The sequence below is a fragment of the Streptomyces longhuiensis genome, assembly GCF_020616555.1.
Taxonomy (GTDB): Bacteria; Actinomycetota; Actinomycetes; order Streptomycetales; family Streptomycetaceae; genus Streptomyces; species Streptomyces longhuiensis.
In genome coordinates, this window is sequence record NZ_CP085173.1 from 7,280,284 (window position 1) to 7,295,829 (window position 15,546).

General features: G+C 70.6%; 16 protein-coding genes. 2 read left to right on the top strand and 14 right to left on the bottom strand.

What is annotated here, in order from left to right; all coding sequences use genetic code 11:
• Positions 1-46 precede the first annotated feature (46 nt).
• The 12 genes from LGI35_RS33345 to LGI35_RS33395 form a co-directional block, all read right to left on the bottom strand.
• A complete protein-coding gene (locus LGI35_RS33345) occupies positions 47-796 on the bottom strand; it encodes a sirohydrochlorin chelatase (RefSeq protein WP_227297997.1) in 750 nt (249 codons plus the stop codon).
• A gap of 6 nt (positions 797-802) precedes the next feature.
• Positions 803-1,726: an ABC transporter permease gene (locus LGI35_RS33350; protein WP_227297998.1), complete on the bottom strand. Its 924-nt coding sequence runs from the start codon at positions 1,724-1,726 to the stop codon at positions 803-805.
• Positions 1,713-2,501, bottom strand: coding sequence for an ABC transporter ATP-binding protein (locus LGI35_RS33355; protein ID WP_227297999.1), 789 nt, complete (start codon positions 2,499-2,501; stop codon positions 1,713-1,715). The genes LGI35_RS33350 and LGI35_RS33355 overlap by 14 nt, the downstream gene beginning before the upstream one ends.
• A 49-nt stretch (positions 2,502-2,550) precedes the next feature.
• Positions 2,551-3,666 (bottom strand): aliphatic sulfonate ABC transporter substrate-binding protein, encoded by a 1,116-nt coding sequence (locus tag LGI35_RS33360; RefSeq protein ID WP_227298000.1) that lies wholly within the window; start codon positions 3,664-3,666, stop codon positions 2,551-2,553.
• Positions 3,667-3,896: 230 nt separating this feature from the next.
• Complete coding sequence (locus tag LGI35_RS33365; RefSeq protein ID WP_227298001.1) at positions 3,897-5,255, bottom strand: sulfate adenylyltransferase subunit 1; 1,359 nt, start codon at positions 5,253-5,255, stop codon at positions 3,897-3,899.
• The gene (gene cysD, locus LGI35_RS33370) at positions 5,256-6,194 is read right to left on the bottom strand and encodes a sulfate adenylyltransferase subunit CysD (RefSeq protein WP_227298002.1); all 939 of its coding nucleotides are present in this window, start codon (positions 6,192-6,194) and stop codon (positions 5,256-5,258) included.
• Between the two features lie 91 nt (positions 6,195-6,285).
• Positions 6,286-6,852, bottom strand: a complete 567-nt coding sequence (gene cysC, locus LGI35_RS33375) for an adenylyl-sulfate kinase (protein ID WP_227298003.1) — start codon at positions 6,850-6,852, stop codon at positions 6,286-6,288.
• A complete protein-coding gene (locus LGI35_RS33380) occupies positions 6,852-7,574 on the bottom strand; it encodes a phosphoadenylyl-sulfate reductase (RefSeq protein ID WP_227298004.1) in 723 nt (240 codons plus the stop codon). The genes cysC and LGI35_RS33380 overlap by 1 nt, the downstream gene beginning before the upstream one ends.
• Positions 7,571-7,750: a hypothetical protein gene (locus tag LGI35_RS33385; RefSeq protein ID WP_100591340.1), complete on the bottom strand. Its 180-nt coding sequence runs from the start codon at positions 7,748-7,750 to the stop codon at positions 7,571-7,573. The genes LGI35_RS33380 and LGI35_RS33385 overlap by 4 nt, the downstream gene beginning before the upstream one ends.
• Positions 7,751-7,895: 145 nt before the next feature.
• Positions 7,896-9,593, bottom strand: coding sequence for a nitrite/sulfite reductase (locus LGI35_RS33390; RefSeq protein WP_227298005.1), 1,698 nt, complete (start codon positions 9,591-9,593; stop codon positions 7,896-7,898).
• 118 nt (positions 9,594-9,711) lie between these two features.
• A complete protein-coding gene (locus LGI35_RS46405; protein ID WP_323136396.1) occupies positions 9,712-9,795 on the bottom strand; it encodes a putative leader peptide in 84 nt (27 codons plus the stop codon).
• Between the two features lie 199 nt (positions 9,796-9,994).
• Complete coding sequence (locus LGI35_RS33395; RefSeq protein WP_227298006.1) at positions 9,995-10,561, bottom strand: GNAT family N-acetyltransferase; 567 nt, start codon at positions 10,559-10,561, stop codon at positions 9,995-9,997.
• Between the two features lie 107 nt (positions 10,562-10,668).
• Here LGI35_RS33395 and LGI35_RS33400 point away from each other — a divergent pair, with 107 nt between their 5' ends.
• Together LGI35_RS33400 and LGI35_RS33405 are read left to right on the top strand one after the other, a co-directional pair.
• A complete protein-coding gene (locus tag LGI35_RS33400; protein WP_227298007.1) occupies positions 10,669-11,727 on the top strand; it encodes a M36 family metallopeptidase in 1,059 nt (352 codons plus the stop codon).
• A 196-nt stretch (positions 11,728-11,923) separates the two neighbouring features.
• Positions 11,924-13,480 (top strand): right-handed parallel beta-helix repeat-containing protein, encoded by a 1,557-nt coding sequence (locus tag LGI35_RS33405; protein WP_227298008.1) that lies wholly within the window; start codon positions 11,924-11,926, stop codon positions 13,478-13,480.
• Between the two features lie 36 nt (positions 13,481-13,516).
• Here the strand turns inward: LGI35_RS33405 and LGI35_RS33410 are convergent, their stop codons facing one another.
• Positions 13,517-14,713 (bottom strand): DUF3472 domain-containing protein, encoded by a 1,197-nt coding sequence (locus LGI35_RS33410; RefSeq protein WP_227298009.1) that lies wholly within the window; start codon positions 14,711-14,713, stop codon positions 13,517-13,519.
• A gap of 111 nt (positions 14,714-14,824) precedes the next feature.
• Positions 14,825-15,406: a hypothetical protein gene (locus LGI35_RS33415; protein WP_227298010.1), complete on the bottom strand. Its 582-nt coding sequence runs from the start codon at positions 15,404-15,406 to the stop codon at positions 14,825-14,827.
• Positions 15,407-15,546: the final 140 nt, after the last annotated feature.

Below are 15,546 nucleotides of genomic sequence, written 5' to 3' on the forward strand. Positions count from 1 at the left end.
CCGGAGAGGACGGGATGAGGGGACGGCGGTCTCCTGACGCGTCGCGTCAGGCGCCCACCGCCACCAACTCCCTTACCGTCGCCGCCTCATAGCGGCGCACGAGCAGTCGTGCCACCTCCGGGGCCGGGCCCAGTACGTCCGCGAGGACGTCCGCTTCGGCGGCGCCACGGGCGATGCGGTCCGGGAGGAAGCCGGGGGCCAGGACGTAGGGAGCGACCGCCACCCGGCGGACGCCCTCGGCGCGCAGTTGCGCCACGGCGTCCTCCGTGCGGGGCAGAGATGCGGAGGCGAACGCAGGTCGCACGGCGCACCAACCGGTGTGCCGCCACTCCCGCGCGATTTCAGCGATCACTGCGATCGCCTCCGGGTCGGTGGAGCCCGCCGAGGCCAGGACGACCCCGGTCGTGGGCTTGTCGGCCGGGGTGAGCCCGGCCTCGTACAGACGGCGTTCGAGCGCCGTCGTCAGGAGCGGCGAGGGGCCGAGCACCTCCGCCTGGCGGATCCGCAGACGGGCCGGGGCCTGCCGCAGGACCGCCGGGATGTCCGCCTTCGCATGGAACGCGCGCGTCAGGAGCAGCGGGAGCGCGACCACGTCGCGCACGCCCTCCGCCGCCAGGGACTCCAGGACGCCGTTCACCGAGGGGACGTTGAAGTCCAGGAACCCCGTCTCCACACGCAGCCCTGGCCGCAGCGCCCGTACTTCGCGTACGAGCGCGTGGACCGTCGCGGCATGCCGCGGATCGCGGCTGCCGTGAGCGATCACGAGCAGGACCGGGCGGGCGGGGAGCTGGTGCATGGCGGGTCAGCTCCTCACCAGGAGGCCGCGGCTGCGCAGGACGCGCCGCTCCAGAGGGCTGAAGATCAGCAGGTCGATGGCGATACCGACGATCAGGATCAGGAAGATGGCGAGGAAGACCATCGACATGGAGCTGGCGTTGCGGCCGTTCTCCAGGAGCTGTCCGAGGCCGATGCCCAGGTCCGGCGACGAGGCGATGATCTCCGCGGCCATCAGCGAGCGCCACGAGAACGCCCAGCCCTGCTTCAGGCCCGCGAGATAGCCGGGCAGCGCGGCCGGGAGCACGATGTGCCAGGTGTGCCGCAGGCCCGTCGCGCCGAGGGTGCGGCCGGCCCGCAGGAACAGCGGCGGCACCTGGTCGACGCCCGACACCAGGCCGTTGGCGATCGAGGGGACCGCGCCGAGCAGGATCACGGCGTACATCATCTTGTTGTCGAGGCCCAGCCAGATCACGGCCGGCGGGACCCAGGCGACCGAGGGCAGCGACTGGAGGCCGGACAGGATCGGGCCGATCGCGGACCGGATGAACCGGACCCGGGCGACGACCAGGCCGAGCGGGGTGCCGATCACCAGCGCCAGCAGGAAGCCGAGCAGGCCGCGCGACACACTCGTCCAGATGTAGTCGAGAAGCGTCCCCTGCAGCCACGCGTCGGACACCTCGCCCCACACCGCGGACGGCGAGGGCAGCTTGCTCGGGTCGTCGACGATCTTGAACGACACCAGTCCCTGCCACACCACCAGGACCAGGAGCACCGCCGTCAGCGGCGGCAGCACCTTCTGGACCAGTGTCTGGCGCAGCGGGGTACGGGCGGTCTGCACGGTCTCCAGGGCGTCGAGCCCCGCTTCGAGACCGGCCAGGTCCTGTGCGGCGCCCGTGTCCTTGACGGCGCCCGTGTCCTTGCGCGCGGTCGTCGTCTCAGTGCTGGCCATGGCGGCGGATCTCCCCACGCAGTTGTTCGGTGATCTCGACGGACAGTTCCGCCACGGCGGTGTCCTCGATGCGGCGCGGCTGCGGAATGCCGACCCGCCACTCGTGCGCCACCCGGCCCGGACGCGACGAGAGCAGCACGACCCGCTCGGCGAGCCGCACCGCCTCGCGGACGTTGTGCGTGACGAACAGGACGGAGACGTTCGTCTCGCGCCAGATACGGGTCAGCTCGTCGTGCAGCACGTCGCGCGTGATGGCGTCGAGCGCGGCGAACGGCTCGTCCATCAGCAGCAGTTGGCTGTCCTGCGCGAGCGCCCGGGCCATCGCCACGCGCTGGCGCATACCGCCGGACAGCTCGTGCACCCGTTTGCTGTACGCGCCGTTCAGCCGGACGAGCTCCAGGAGCTCCTCCGCCCGCGTGCGGCGGTCGGCCTTCGCGACGCCGCGCAGCTTCAGGGCCAGTTCGATGTTCTTGCCCGCGGTCAGCCACGGGAAGAGGGCGTGCTCCTGGAACATCAGGGCCGGCCGGCCCTGCGTGCTGATCTCGCCGGACGAGGGCCGGTCGAGGCCCGCGACCAGGTTGAGCAGCGTCGACTTCCCGCAGCCCGAGGCTCCCAGGAGGGTGACGAACTCGCCCGGAGCGACATCGAGCGTGATGTCGTCCAGGACGAGCTGCTGCCCGGTGGGCGTGGCGAAGGACTTCGAGACGTGCTCGATCCGCGCGGCGTGGCCGGTGGTCTCCGTGCCGTCCACGGCCTTGGCGAGGGTCGTTGCCATGGTCGTCACCTCCTGGGAACTCAAGCGATTACGGGATTGCCTGACGCGGTTACTTGACGCCGAGGCCGGCGTCGGCCACCGCGCTCTTGCCCTCGGCCTTGAGGACCTTGTTCAGCGGTGCGAGGTCGTAGATGCCCTTGAGGTCGGGCTTCTCCAGCAGGCCCGCCTTCACCGCGTGTGCCGCCTCGGTGTCGAGGGTCGAGGCCAGCGGGTCATCGGTGAACTGGATCGACTTCCACGCCGGGTCGAGCACGTCCGTGGGCAGCGCCTTGCCGGAGTCGGCCGCCAGCTGCTTGTTGGCCGCGGCCTTCGCCTCGTCCGGGTTGGCGTTGATCCACGTGTTCGTCTTCACCGAGCCGCGCAGCACGGCCTCGACGACGTCCGGGTGCTCCTTGAGGAACTTCTGCGACACGATGATGTTCGTGATCACGAACTTCTTGTCGGGCCACAGGTCGGACTCGTCGAGGAGGACCTTGCCGCCCTCGGCCACGAGCTTGGAAGCGGTCGGCTCCGGCACCCAGGCGCCGTCGATGGAGCCGGACTTGTAGGCGTCCGGGGTGATCTTGTTGTCCGTGCGGACCACGGAGACGTCGCCCTTGCCGCTGTTGGCGTCGACCTTCCAGCCCTTCTCGGCGATCCAGTTGAGGAACGCGACGTCCTGCGTGTTGCCGAGCTGCGGGGTGGCGATCTTCTTGCCCTTGACGTCGTCCAGGGACTTGATCTTCTTCGGGTTCACCACCAGCTTCACACCGCCGGACGCCGAACCGCCGATGATGCGCAGGCTCTTGCCCTGGGACTTGGTGAAGCCGTTGATCGACGGGGAGGGGCCGATCCAGCCGATGTCGATGGAGCCGCCGTTGAGCGCCTCGATCTCGGACGGGCCCGCGTTGAAGATCTGGTACTTGGCCTGAGTGCCCTTGAGCTCCTTCTGGAAGAAGCCCTTCTGGTTGCCCACGAGGGCGGTGCCGTGCGTGAGGTTGCCGAAGTAGCCGATCTTCACGGTGTCGGCGGAGAGCTTCTTGCCCTTGGCGGCGACGTTCGTCTTGTCGGACGTGTCGTCCTTGGCCGAGGAGCCGTAGCCGCAGGCCGTCGCGGCGAGCGCGAGGAGCGGCAGAGCGGCGACGGCGGCGAGGCCGCGGCGCCAGGAGACGGAGTTGGCAGGCACGGGAGGTGGTCCTCTCGTTGGCCCGGCGGTCACGCTCTCAGGGCGTGGCCGGGAGGTCGGCAGGGTTTCGTCTTCGTACGAACAGGTCGCGGGGGGTGTGGGCGCGCAGGCAGTGCGCGTACGTCATCACGCACATCGCCCGACCCCGCCCTGGCCCGCGCCGAGGGCGCCGCTGCCGACACGGCCGCCCTCTTTCGCGAACGTCGCATAGATGTCGATGGACGTCATGGCTAGAAGTCCCAGCCGTCGTCGTCGGTGGCCTGCGCGGACTCTTCCGCGTGGACCGCCTGCGGCTTGCCGCCGAACGCCTCGCCCGCCATGCCGGCGGCGAGCGTCGTCCCGTCGGACGGGTCGATGAGGAGGAACGAACCGGTGCGGCGCGAGTCGGCGTAGTCGTCGAGCGCGATCGGTTCGGCGGTGCGGACCTTCACGCGGCCGATGTCGTTGGCGACCAGCCGGCCCGGCTCGGGGTGCTGGGACAGGTCGTCCAGGGTGAGCCGCGAGGGGATCTCCTTGACGATCGCCTTGACCGTACGCGTCGTGTGCTTGAGCAGCACGCGCTGGCCGACGACGAGAGGCTGGTCGGCCACGTGGCAGACGGTCGCCTCGACGTCCTGCGACGTGGCGGGCGCGTCGCCGCTCGGCACGATCAGGTCGCCGCGCGAGATGTCGATGTCGTCCTCCAGGAGGAGGGTCACCGACTGCGGCGTCCACGCCACGTCGACCGACGTGCCCAGCAGGTCGATCCCGGAGACCTTCGACGTGCGGCCCGACGGCAGCACCGTGACGGACTCGCCGACGCGGAACGTGCCGGCCGCGATCTGGCCCGCGTAACCGCGGTAGTCGGGGTGCTCGGCGGTCTGCGGGCGGATGACGACCTGGACGGGCAGCCGCGCGTGGCAGCTCGTCAGGTCGTGGCTGACCGGGACCGTCTCCAGGTGCTCGAGGACGGTCGGGCCGCCGTACCAGTCCATGTTCGCGGACGGCTCCACGACGTTGTCACCGGCGAGCGCGGAGATCGGGATCGCGGTGATCTCGGGAACGCCCAGGTCGGACGCGTACGCCGTGAACTCCTCGGCGATCTTCGCGAAGACGGGCTCCGCGTAGTCGACGAGGTCCATCTTGTTCACCGCGAGCACCACGTGCGGGACGCGCAGGAGCGCGGCGACGGCGGCGTGCCGGCGGGTCTGCTCGATGACGCCGTTGCGGGCGTCGACGAGGACGACGGCGAGGTCGGCGGTGGACGCGCCGGTCACCATGTTCCGGGTGTACTGCACATGGCCCGGGGTGTCGGCCAGGATGAACCGGCGCCGGGGCGTGGCGAAGTAGCGGTAGGCGACGTCGATGGTGATGCCCTGCTCGCGCTCGGCGCGCAGGCCGTCGGTGAGCAGTGCCAGGTCGGGCGCCTCCTGACCGCGGTTGCGGGACGCGTGCTCGACGGCCTCCAGCTGGTCCGTGAGGACCGACTTGGAGTCGTGCAGCAGGCGGCCCACGAGGGTGGACTTGCCGTCGTCGACGGAACCGGCGGTGGCGAACCGCAGCAGGGTGGTGGCCGACAGGTCGGCCAACTGCTCTGTGGTGGTGCTCATTTAGAAATACCCCTCGCGCTTGCGGTCTTCCATCGCGGCCTCGGACATCTTGTCGTCGGCACGGGTCGCGCCCCGCTCGGTGAGCCGGGAGGCGGCGATCTCGGTGATCACGGCGTCCAGCGTCGTCGCGTCGGAGTCGACGGCGCCGGTGCACGACATGTCGCCGACCGTGCGGTAGCGGACGAGGCGCTTCTCGACGGTCTCGCCCTCCTTGGGGCCGCCCCACTCACCGGCGGTCAGCCACATGCCGGAGCGCTTGAAGACGTCCCGCTCGTGCGCGAAGTAGATCTGCGGCAGCTCGATGCCCTCGCGGGCTATGTACTGCCACACGTCGAGCTCGGTCCAGTTGGACAGCGGGAAGACGCGCACGTGCTCGCCCGGGGCGTGGCGGCCGTTGTAGAGCTGCCACAGCTCGGGGCGCTGGCGGCGAGGGTCCCACTGGGAGAACTCGTCGCGCAGGGAGAACACGCGCTCCTTGGCGCGGGCCTTCTCCTCGTCGCGGCGCCCGCCGCCGAAGACGGCGTCGAACCGCTCCGCCTGGATCTTCTCCGTCAGCGGCACCGTCTGCAGGGGGTTGCGCGTACCGTCCGGGCGCTCCTTGAGTGCGCCGCGGTCGATGTACTCCTGCACGGACGCGACGTGCAGCCGAAGGCCGTGCTCGGCCACGACCCGGTCGCGGTACTCCAGGACCTCGGGGAAGTTGTGCCCGGTGTCGACGTGCAGCAGCGTGAACGGCACCGGCGCCGGCGCGAACGCCTTGAGCGCCAGGTGCAGCATCACGATGGAGTCCTTGCCACCGGAGAAGAGGATCACCGGCCGCTCGAACTCGCCCGCGACCTCACGGAAGATGTGCACGGCCTCGGACTCGAGAGCGTCCAGGTGCGAGAGCGCGTACGGGCTGTCGGTCGCTTCGCCGGTGGTGGGTGCGACGGTCGTCATGCTGACTCCCTTTCGTTCGCTTCTCCGCCTGCGCGGCGCAGAGGTGCGGGCATCGGCGTCGTCTGTCGCGGAGTGGCCGCGCAGGCGTCGCTCACAGGACACCCCGCTCGGTGAGCAGCGCGTGGAGCGCGGCCGCGGACTCCTGCACGGTCTGGGTGTGCGACTCGATGCGCAGGTCGGGCGATTCGGGCGCCTCGTACGGGTCGTCGACCCCGGTCAGCCCGGAGATCTCGCCCGCCGCCTGCTTCGCGTACAGGCCCTTCACATCGCGCACGGAGCACACCTCGACGGGCGTGGCCACGTGCACCTCCAGGTAGCCGGTGCCGCCGGCCTGGTGGCGCTTGCGCACCGCCTCGCGGCTGTCCGCGAACGGCGCGATCACCGGTACGAGCGTCAACACGCCGTTACGGGCGAGGAGTTCGGCGAGGAAGCCGATGCGCTGCACGTTCGTGTCGCGGTCCGCGCGGCTGAAGCCGAGGCCCGCCGAGAGGAACTCGCGGATCTCGTCGCCGTCGAGCACCTCGACGCGGCGGCCGTCGGTGCGCAGCCGCTCGGCGAGCTCGTTGGCGATGGTGGTCTTGCCCGCGCTCGGCAGACCCGTGAGCCAGACGGTGGCTCCGGTCACTTGCTTCTCCAAAGTCTCTGTGGTTCCGGGCATCAGCCGTGGATCCCGCACTCGGTCTTGTTGCGTCCCGCCCAGCGGCCGGCCCGCGCGTCCTCGCCCTCGAGCAGGCGCCGGGTGCAGGGGGCGCAGCCCACAGACCCGTAGCCGTCCATGAGCAGGGGGTTGGTCAGCACGCCGTGCTCGGCGACGTACGCCTCGACGTCGTCCTGCGTCCAGCGGGCGATCGGCGAGACCTTCACCTTGCGGCGCTTCTCGTCCCAGCCGACGACCGGGGTGTTCGCCCGCGTCGGGGACTCGTCGCGGCGCAGTCCCGTGGCCCACGCCGTGTACGAACTCAGGCCGTCCTCAAGGGGCTTGACCTTCCGCATGGCGCAGCACAGGTCGGGGTCGACGTCGTGCAGCTTCGGCCCGAACTCGGCGTCCTGCTCGGCGACGGTCTGCCGGGGCGTGAGCGTGATGACGTTCACGTCCATCACGGCCTCGACGGCGTCCCGGGTGCCGATGGTCTCCTCGAAGTGGTAGCCGGTGTCGAGGAAGACGACGTCCACGCCGGGCCTGGCGCGCGAGGCGAGATGGGCGACGACCGCGTCCTCCATGGAGGAGGTCACGCAGAAGCGCTTGCCGAACGTGTCGACCGCCCAGTCAAGGATCTCCAGGGCGGACGCGTCCTCCAGGTCGCGTCCGGCCCGCTCCGCGAGCTCCCGCAGGTCGGGCTCGGTCCGGTCGGCCGCCCCAGTGGCCTGAGTGGTCGTCATATGTCTTCCCCTCCACCGTCGTTGCGCTGAACTCCCCGGGTCAGCAGACCGAGGAACTTCAACTGGAAGGCCCGATTGCACGCCGCGCATTCCCACGCACCGTGCCCGGTCTCGTTCGGACGCAGATCCTCGTCACCGCAGTAGGGGCAGTAGAAGGGGGCGGCCCGCTCGCTCATGACAGAGCCTCCCTCTGGTCGGAGGCTCGGTCCGCCTCCGGGGCGCCTGTGGCCGGTGTCGAGATACCGACCGTGCTCAACCCTTCGGGCCTCCGCGCGCTCGGCATCTCGACTCCGGCGCGCCCCTTCGGCTCACTCGCCGAGCTCACGACAGGGCCTCCTCGGAAGCGCGGGAAGTCCACGTCGCGAAGCGCTCGCCGTCCTCGCGCTCCGCCTGGAAGCGCTTGAGGACCCGCTCGACGTAGTCGGGGAGCTCGGCCGCGGTGACCTTCAGGCCGCGGACCTTGCGGCCGAACCCGGCCTCCAGGCCGAGCGCGCCGCCCAGGTGCACCTGGTAGCCCTCGACCTGGTTGCCGTCCTGGTCGAGCATCAGCTGGCCCTTGAGGCCGATGTCCGCGACCTGGATGCGGGCGCAGGCGTTCGGGCAGCCGTTGATGTTGATCGTGAGGGGCTCGTCGAACTCGGGGACGCGGCGCTCCAGTTCGTCGATCAGCGAGGCGCCGCGCGCCTTCGTCTCGACGATCGCGAGCTTGCAGAACTCGATGCCGGTGCAGGCCATCGTGCCGCGCCGGAAGGGGGACGCGTTGACCTTCAGGTCCAGCGCCTCCAGCGCGGTCACCAGCGACTCGACCTGGTCCTCGGCCACGTCGAGCACGATCATCTTCTGCTCGGCGGTGGTGCGCAGCCGGCCGGAGCCGTGGGCGCCCGCGATCTCGGCGATCTTGGTGAGGGTCGTGCCGTCCACACGGCCGACGCGGGGCGCGAAGCCGACGTAGAAGAGGCCGTCCTTCTGGGGGTGCACGCCGAGGTGGTCGCGCCAGGTGCCGGCGGGCTGCTCGGGCGCGGGGCCGTCGACCAGCTTGCGCTGCAGGTACTCGTCCTCCAGGACCTGGCGGAACTTCTCGGTGCCCCAGTCGGCGAGCAGGAACTTCAGACGGGCGCGGGTGCGCAGGCGGCGGTAGCCGTAGTCGCGGAAGATGCCGATGACGCCGCCGTACACGTCCGGCACTTCGTCGAGCGGCACCCAGGCGCCGAGGCGCTGGCCCAGCTTGGGGTTGGTGGACAGACCGCCGCCGACCCAGAGGTCGAAGCCGGGGCCGTGCTCGGGGTGGTTCACGCCGACGAACGCGATGTCGTTGATCTCGTGCGCGACGTCGAGCTGCGGGGAGCCGGAGATCGCGGTCTTGAACTTGCGCGGCAGGTTCGAGAACTCGGGGTTGCCGATGAAGCGCCGCTGGATCTCGTCGATGGCGGGCGTGCCGTCGATGATCTCGTCTGCGGCGACCCCGGCGACGGGCGAGCCGAGGATGACGCGGGGCGTGTCACCGCAGGCCTCGGTGGTGGAGAGCCCGACCGCTTCGAGGCGCCGCCAGATCTCCGGCACGTCCTCGATGCGGATCCAGTGGTACTGGATGTTCTGCCGGTCGGTGATGTCGGCGGTCCCGCGGGCGAACTCCTGCGAGATCTCGCCGATGACGCGCAGCTGCTCGGTGGTCAGCCGGCCGCCGTCGATGCGGACGCGGAGCATGAAGTACTCGTCGTCCAGCTCCTCCGGCTCCAGGATCGCGGTCTTGCCGCCGTCGATCCCGGGCTTGCGCTGGGTGTAGAGCCCCCACCAGCGCATGCGGCCCCGGAGGTCGTTGGGGTCGATGGAGTCGAAGCCGCGCTTCGAGTAGATCGTCTCAATGCGTGTCCGCACATTGAGACCGTCGTCGTCCTTCTTGAACTGCTCGTTGCCGTTGAGCGGAGTGAAGTGACCCACGGCCCACTGGCCCTCGCCGCGGTGACGGCTCACCTTGCGGCGCGGCGCGGCGGTCGTGGGCTTTTCAGGGGTGGCAGCCATGGGTGTACGTCCTTCGGGCGGGCGGAGGCTCTGACAGCTTTGACCGGCACACTTCGCGCGAGGGCGCGGCGGTGCGCAGGGTGCTGTGCGGGGAGAAAGTGCGGCGGTGCTGGTGGAGTCAGCTCACCGGACACATGGCGCTGGACATGCGGCAGAGATCGACGTGCCGCCGACTCACCAAGGCAATTCCAGCTCGATCCATGACGGAAGCGTGTCATGGGACTTTCGGCCCAGTCCACCACTGTCCACAAGATGGACAAGACTGTCTCGCATCGTGGACAGGTGTGTCGCGGGTCACTGGAGCGGACGGGAATGGACCGGAGAGAAGGGAGGGTATGGGAAGGGGCGCCGCGGTGTCCCGCGGCGCCCCTCAGGTTCTTGTCCCTGCTTTTATGCCCCGGCTACGCCCCGGGCCACGGCCCCGGCGTGGCCACCTCGGGCTCCTCCTCGACCTTCGTGTCGAAGAGGCGGAACCCGCGCCGCTCGTAGTTGGCCATCGCATGCTCACCGTCCTTGCTGCACGTGTGCAGCCAGACCCGCTTCGTCGGCGTGCGGTCCGGCCACCGCTCGGCCAGGTCCCAGGCGCGGGCCACTCCGTAAGAGAGGAGGTGGCCGCCGATGCGGCGGCCCCGGAAGGCGGGGATCAGGCCGAAGTAGACGATCTCGACGACGCCGTCGTCCTGCGCCTCCAGCTCGACGTAACCGGCCGGAGTCCCCTTCTCGTACGCCACCCATGTCTCGGTGCCCGGACGTCCCAGGACTTCCTGCCAGCGCGCGTATGTCCAGCTCAGCCGGTCGGTCCAGAGGATGTCGCCCCCGACGGAGGCGTACAGGAAGCGGCTGAACTCCGGCGAGGGCACCTCGGCGCGGACGACGCGGAGGTCGCCGCCCTCGGGTGCGGCGGCCGGCCGGAGGTCGGAGGGAGCGGTCTGCTCCAGGGACCAGGTGGTCACAGCGATGTTGCTCATACGCGTCAGGCAATCACGGGCTCCGCACCCTGGCCAAAGCCGTCCGCGATACGGGAAGATCCGCCCGCGCCATGCCACCCCCCGCACGACGCACCTGGAGGATGTTCATGCCCCGCAGGACAACGCGCCGCACACCCCGCGGTCTCCTCGCCACGGCCATCACCACCGTGGCCCTCGCGACCCTCGCCGCCCCGGCCTCCGCCACGACCGCTCCGCAGGCCGCCGTCGGCCCACAGGGCCGGATCTTCATGGTCAACCCCGTCCAGTCGTCCGGCGACCAGACCCTCACCGACACCAAGGACTCGCCGACCGCGGTGCCCGCCTCCGCCTACACCCTCGCCGCGCTGAGGAACCTCGACGCGAGCGGCGGCCTCTCGGGCAAGTGGGTCACCGTGAGATCGAACACCGGCGGCGCCGCCTCGGTCGCCGACGCCGGCACGTACGACCGTCAGGACGACCAGTTCGAGCAGGTCATGGCCTACTTCTGGGTCAACGAGGCACAGGAGTACCTGCAGAGCCTCGGCTTCGGCAGCGAGCTGCCCGGCGCCAACGACCGCGCGCAGCCGGTCCGCATCGACCAGTGGGGCGCCGATAACTCCTTCTTCACCGACAAGAAGGCCGAGATCCGCTTCGGCAAGGGCGGCGTCGACGACGCCGAGGACGCCGAGGTCGTCGTCCACGAGTACGGGCACGCCGTGCACAACGCGCAGGTCCCCGGGTTCGGCACCTCCGAGGAGGCCGGGTCCATCGGCGAGGCGTGGGGCGACTACCTCGCGGCCTCCGTCGGCGCCTACGCGGACGCCAAGTACGGCTGGCCGCACAAGACCGACCTCGCCTGTATCGCGGACTGGGACTCCGTCTCGTACACGGCCACCGCGCCGCACTGCCTGCGCCGCCTCGACACCGGCAAGACGTACGCCGACAAGGTGGGAGAGGTGCACGCGGACGGTGAGATCTGGTCCCAGGCGCTCTTCGACATCAGGGGTGCGCTCGGCGCGCGGACGGCGGACCGTGTCATCGTCAACGCGCAGTTCGGCTTCGCGCCCGACACCAGCTTCAAGGACGCGGCGCTGACGACGGTCGCGACGGCGCAGAAGATGTACGGCAAGAGCGCGGCGGACGCCGTGCGTGAGGCGTTCCAGGCCCGCGGCATCCCCGGGGTGTGAGCCGGCGCGGGGCGGCGGCCGGGCATCCGCCGCCCCGCGCGCACGCGAAAGAAGAGACCAGGGGCACCGGCCGGCGGCGGATGTCCAGGAACCCCCTCCGTAAGTCCATGGAGTCGGGCGCGGCCGGGCGGCACGCTCTGAGCCACCCGCGAGGGCTTTGTCCCTCCGGCACCCGCCACCACTCACGGAGGTCCTCATGAGACGCAGCGTCGGTACCGCGCTCGTCGCCTTCTGCGCCGCCGCGACAGCCGGCGTCACGGCCCTGGCCACCGCACCCGCCGCCACGGCCGCCGCCCCGCACAGAGCCCGCGCCCACTACGTCGACTGCCGGTCCGGCACCGGCCCGGAACGCGGCACCCGGACTGCGCCGTGGCGCACGCTCGCCGCCGTCAACGCCCAGCGTCTCGGCCCCGGCGACCAGGTACTTCTCAAGCGCGGCACCCGCTGCACGGGCACCCTCGCCCCGAACGGCGCGGGCGCCCCCGGCAGGCCCGTCCGCATCGCTCCGTACGGCAGCGGGGCGAAGCCGGTGATCGACGGCGCGGGCGCCCCCGACACCGTCCTCCTGCGCAACACGCAGTGGATCGAGGTCTCCGACCTGGAGATCACCAACGCGGCGAACCCGGGCACCAAGCGACGCGGCGTGCGCGTCGTCCTCAGCGACTACGGCACCGGCAGGCACTACCGCCTCACCGGCCTCGACATCCATGACATCCGCGGCGACGACACCAAGGACAACGACGGCTCCGCGGGCATCCTCTTCTCCGTCACCGGGTCGGCGAAGGAGACGCGCTACGACGACGTACGCGTCGAGAACAACACCCTCAGGACGGTCGACCGCGAGGGCATCTTCTTCGCCTCCAGCTGGAACCAGCGGCCCGCGATCAGCGGCTACGACCCGAACGGCCCGCACTGGGTCCCGTCCACCGGCGTCGTCGTGCGCGGCAACACCCTCGACGACCTCGGAGGTGACGGCATCGTCATGACCGCCACCAAGAACGCCCTGGTCGAGCGCAACACCCTGCACGGCTTCCAGCGGCGCTCGGCCGGATACAACGCGGGCATGTGGCCGTGGAACGCGGACGGCACCGTCTTCCAGTACAACGAGACGTCCGGCGGCGAGACGACCCGCGACGGCATGGCGTACGACGTCGACGAGGGCTCCTTCGGGACCGTCTTCCAGTACAACTACAGCCACGACAACGCGGGCGGCTTCTTCCTCGTCTGCAGCGCCGACGGAACCCTCGGCGACGCCGTGATCCGCTTCAACATCAGCCAGAACGACCATTTCAGAGGCATCGAGACCTGTCGCGGATCGTTCTCCGGGGTCCGCTTCCTGCACAACACCGTCTACGTCGGTGACGGCGTCAGCCAGACCGTCGTCAACGAGAACACCACCAGCCGGCACGAGATCGCCTTCGACGACAACATCGTGGTGAAGGAGGGCGCCGGTACGGCGACCTTCGCTCTGCGTTCCGGCGGCGTCACCGCGTCCCACAACGTCCTGTACGGGATCGGGGCGACGCCCTCCGACCCCGGCGGCACCACCGCCGACCCGCTGCTCACCCGTCCCGGCACCGCCACGGGCTACGGGGATGCCGGGGCCGCCTACGCCCTGCGTGCCGGATCGCCCGCACTCGGCGCGGGGGCGCCGCTCGCCGACGCGGGCACCCGCGACTTCGCGGGCAACCCGGTGGTGCCGGGAGCGGCGCCCAACATCGGCGCGTGGAACGGGAGTTCGTCCGGCCGGTGACGGTCGGCGGGGCGCCCTGATCCTGGTCGGGGCGCCCTACGGGGCGCTGACCGGCACCGGCGCGTGCCAGCCCTGCGTGTCCGGTCCGGCCGGCGCGAGCTTCACGCCGGAGCCGGCGCGGGCGAGGTAGCGCCCGGTCGCCTGGTTCACGAGGGTCTTCTTGCCCAGGTTGTACGTCCACAGCTTGGCCGGGTCGGTGACCTTGCCGCCGATCGCGATGTCGCCCGCGCAGTCGGTGATGCGCACGCTCTTCTTGTCGCTCGCGGTCAGGCAGTAGTTCGACGGCAGCCGGACGGTGCCGTCGGCCGCGAGGACCCAGGACTGCTCGAAGGCGCCGGGGCCGTTGTCCTTGCACGCGGCGAGCGTGAGCTTGGCGCCGTCCTCGGCGGCGCCGCTCGGGGCGAGGCACTTGTCGCCGGGTGCGGAGATCTCGGCGCGCTTCGAATTGCCCAGCGCCAGACGCTGGTCGGTGCTTCCGTCGGGACGCGCGTCCACGGCGGCGGCGCACGGCGGGTTGCTCTTCGTCTTGGTCACCGAGCTGACGGCCGCGCCGGCGCCGACGGCGGTGCCGGTGGGCAGGCCGAAGTGGGCGTCCGAGTACGGCTGGTCGTAACAGGTGGCCCGCGGGTCGTTCCACTCGAAGTACTCGACCCAGTCGATCAGGCCCGTGGACTTGATGGCGGTGGCCGGCGTCTGCACGCTGCCGAGCTTGAACGACTCGCCCGTGGTCTTGTCGTGGATGGTGGCGCCGAACCAGCCGTCGCCCTCGTAGGCGACCGTGGAGGTGTAGGTGTGCCCCTCCTCCCAGTCGTGGTTCATGCGACAGCTGGAGCCCTCGCCCTCGCCACCGAACTGCAGGCAGTAGCTGCCCTCCGAGCCGGGCTTGCGCTCGAAGCTGTCCCACACCGAGAACAGGAACGTCGGCTTGTCGCCGCCGTTGCGCTGCATCCCGATGTAGGCGCCGTTGCCGACGTTGAAGCCGAACTGGTGGCTCCAGAAGGTGTTCGCGTTGTAGCCGGGGTCCTTCTCGACCGTCGTGGACCAGGTGACCTCGCTGAGCCCGTCGGCCGCCGACGGGAACGAGTAATAGGTGTACGTCCCCGGGGTGGTGCCGATGGTGTCGTCCGCGTTCGCCGCGGGGGCGGAGGCCAGGCCGGCTCCGGCGGCGAGGCCGAGCGCTGCGAGGAGCGGCACGGACCGCCGCTTGAGGGAACGGGTGAAGCGTCCAGTCATCGAAAACCCTGCCTGTGATGGAGGTGGATGCGTGAGAGGCGGATGCGTGAAGGGAGTGCGGCGGGCCGCACTGCGCGACATCGTGCGCGAAGGTGATTGAAAGCGTGCGACTTAGAGCATGATCGCGCGCGCCGGCACATCTTGCGCCATCGGGCGGCGTGGGGCAAGAGGGGGCGCGCAGGTCCGCCACAGCACCGCGAACGCCTCGTTCACGGCCTCGCAGGTGCGCCGGATGTCGTCCTCCTCGAGTGCGGCGGGGACGAACCGGCAGGCGAGGCCGCACACGTTGACGTGGATGCCGCGCACCAGCAGCTCGTGGTGGAAGCGCTCGTAGCGGTCCGGATCGGCGGCGAAAGATCGCGGTGGTGGCGGGTCGGAGCGCCGTCCGCCGAGAACACGATCCGGAACATGGCGCCGACGCCCTGGACCGCGCACGGCGCGCCGGAAGTCCTCGGCGACGCTCACGGAAAGGGCGCCGGACGTGATCGCCACGTCGTCCCCGGCCGCGTCGGCTCCGGTGGAAGAGGTGTCCGCGGAGGACGCGTCCGCGAAGGTGCGCGCGGAGTCGGCGAGGGCCGGGACGGCACCACCCGCCAGGGTCGGCGGGAGGGTGACACCGACGGCGCCCGAGAGGCGGCGTCTGGCGGGGGATCTGGACGTGTCTCTCCCTGCTGCGACGGTGCGAACACGCACTGTCCAGTGGGCTGTCCAGGGCTCTAGGGAGCAATTTCCACCAAAGTCCAAACACCAGCGGTCGTGGGTCCGAACACAGAAGGGCAGCTTCGCCCAGGTCGGGGGCGGTGCGCGCGACTGCGATGACCGTGTTCGTTGCC

Bases quoted from the DNA above. Each gene is read 5' to 3' on its own strand.
- LGI35_RS33350 (WP_227297998.1), bottom strand. From the start codon at position 1,726: ATGGCCAGCACTGAGACGACGACCGCGCGCAAGGACACGGGCGCCGTC.
- LGI35_RS33405 (WP_227298008.1), top strand. From the start codon at position 11,924: ATGAGACGCAGCGTCGGTACCGCGCTCGTCGCCTTCTGCGCCGCCGCG.
- cysC (WP_227298003.1), bottom strand. From the start codon at position 6,852: ATGCCCGGAACCACAGAGACTTTGGAGAAGCAAGTGACCGGAGCCACC.
- LGI35_RS33390 (WP_227298005.1), bottom strand. From the start codon at position 9,593: ATGGCTGCCACCCCTGAAAAGCCCACGACCGCCGCGCCGCGCCGCAAG.
- cysD (WP_227298002.1), bottom strand. From the start codon at position 6,194: ATGACGACCGTCGCACCCACCACCGGCGAAGCGACCGACAGCCCGTAC.
- LGI35_RS46405 (WP_323136396.1), bottom strand. From the start codon at position 9,795: ATGGATCGAGCTGGAATTGCCTTGGTGAGTCGGCGGCACGTCGATCTC.
- LGI35_RS33355 (WP_227297999.1), bottom strand. From the start codon at position 2,501: ATGGCAACGACCCTCGCCAAGGCCGTGGACGGCACGGAGACCACCGGC.
- LGI35_RS33345 (WP_227297997.1), bottom strand. From the start codon at position 796: ATGCACCAGCTCCCCGCCCGCCCGGTCCTGCTCGTGATCGCTCACGGC.
- LGI35_RS33380 (WP_227298004.1), bottom strand. From the start codon at position 7,574: ATGACGACCACTCAGGCCACTGGGGCGGCCGACCGGACCGAGCCCGAC.
- LGI35_RS33410 (WP_227298009.1), bottom strand. From the start codon at position 14,713: ATGACTGGACGCTTCACCCGTTCCCTCAAGCGGCGGTCCGTGCCGCTC.
- LGI35_RS33365 (WP_227298001.1), bottom strand. From the start codon at position 5,255: ATGAGCACCACCACAGAGCAGTTGGCCGACCTGTCGGCCACCACCCTG.
- LGI35_RS33395 (WP_227298006.1), bottom strand. From the start codon at position 10,561: ATGAGCAACATCGCTGTGACCACCTGGTCCCTGGAGCAGACCGCTCCC.
- LGI35_RS33400 (WP_227298007.1), top strand. From the start codon at position 10,669: ATGCCCCGCAGGACAACGCGCCGCACACCCCGCGGTCTCCTCGCCACG.
- LGI35_RS33385 (WP_100591340.1), bottom strand. From the start codon at position 7,750: ATGAGCGAGCGGGCCGCCCCCTTCTACTGCCCCTACTGCGGTGACGAG.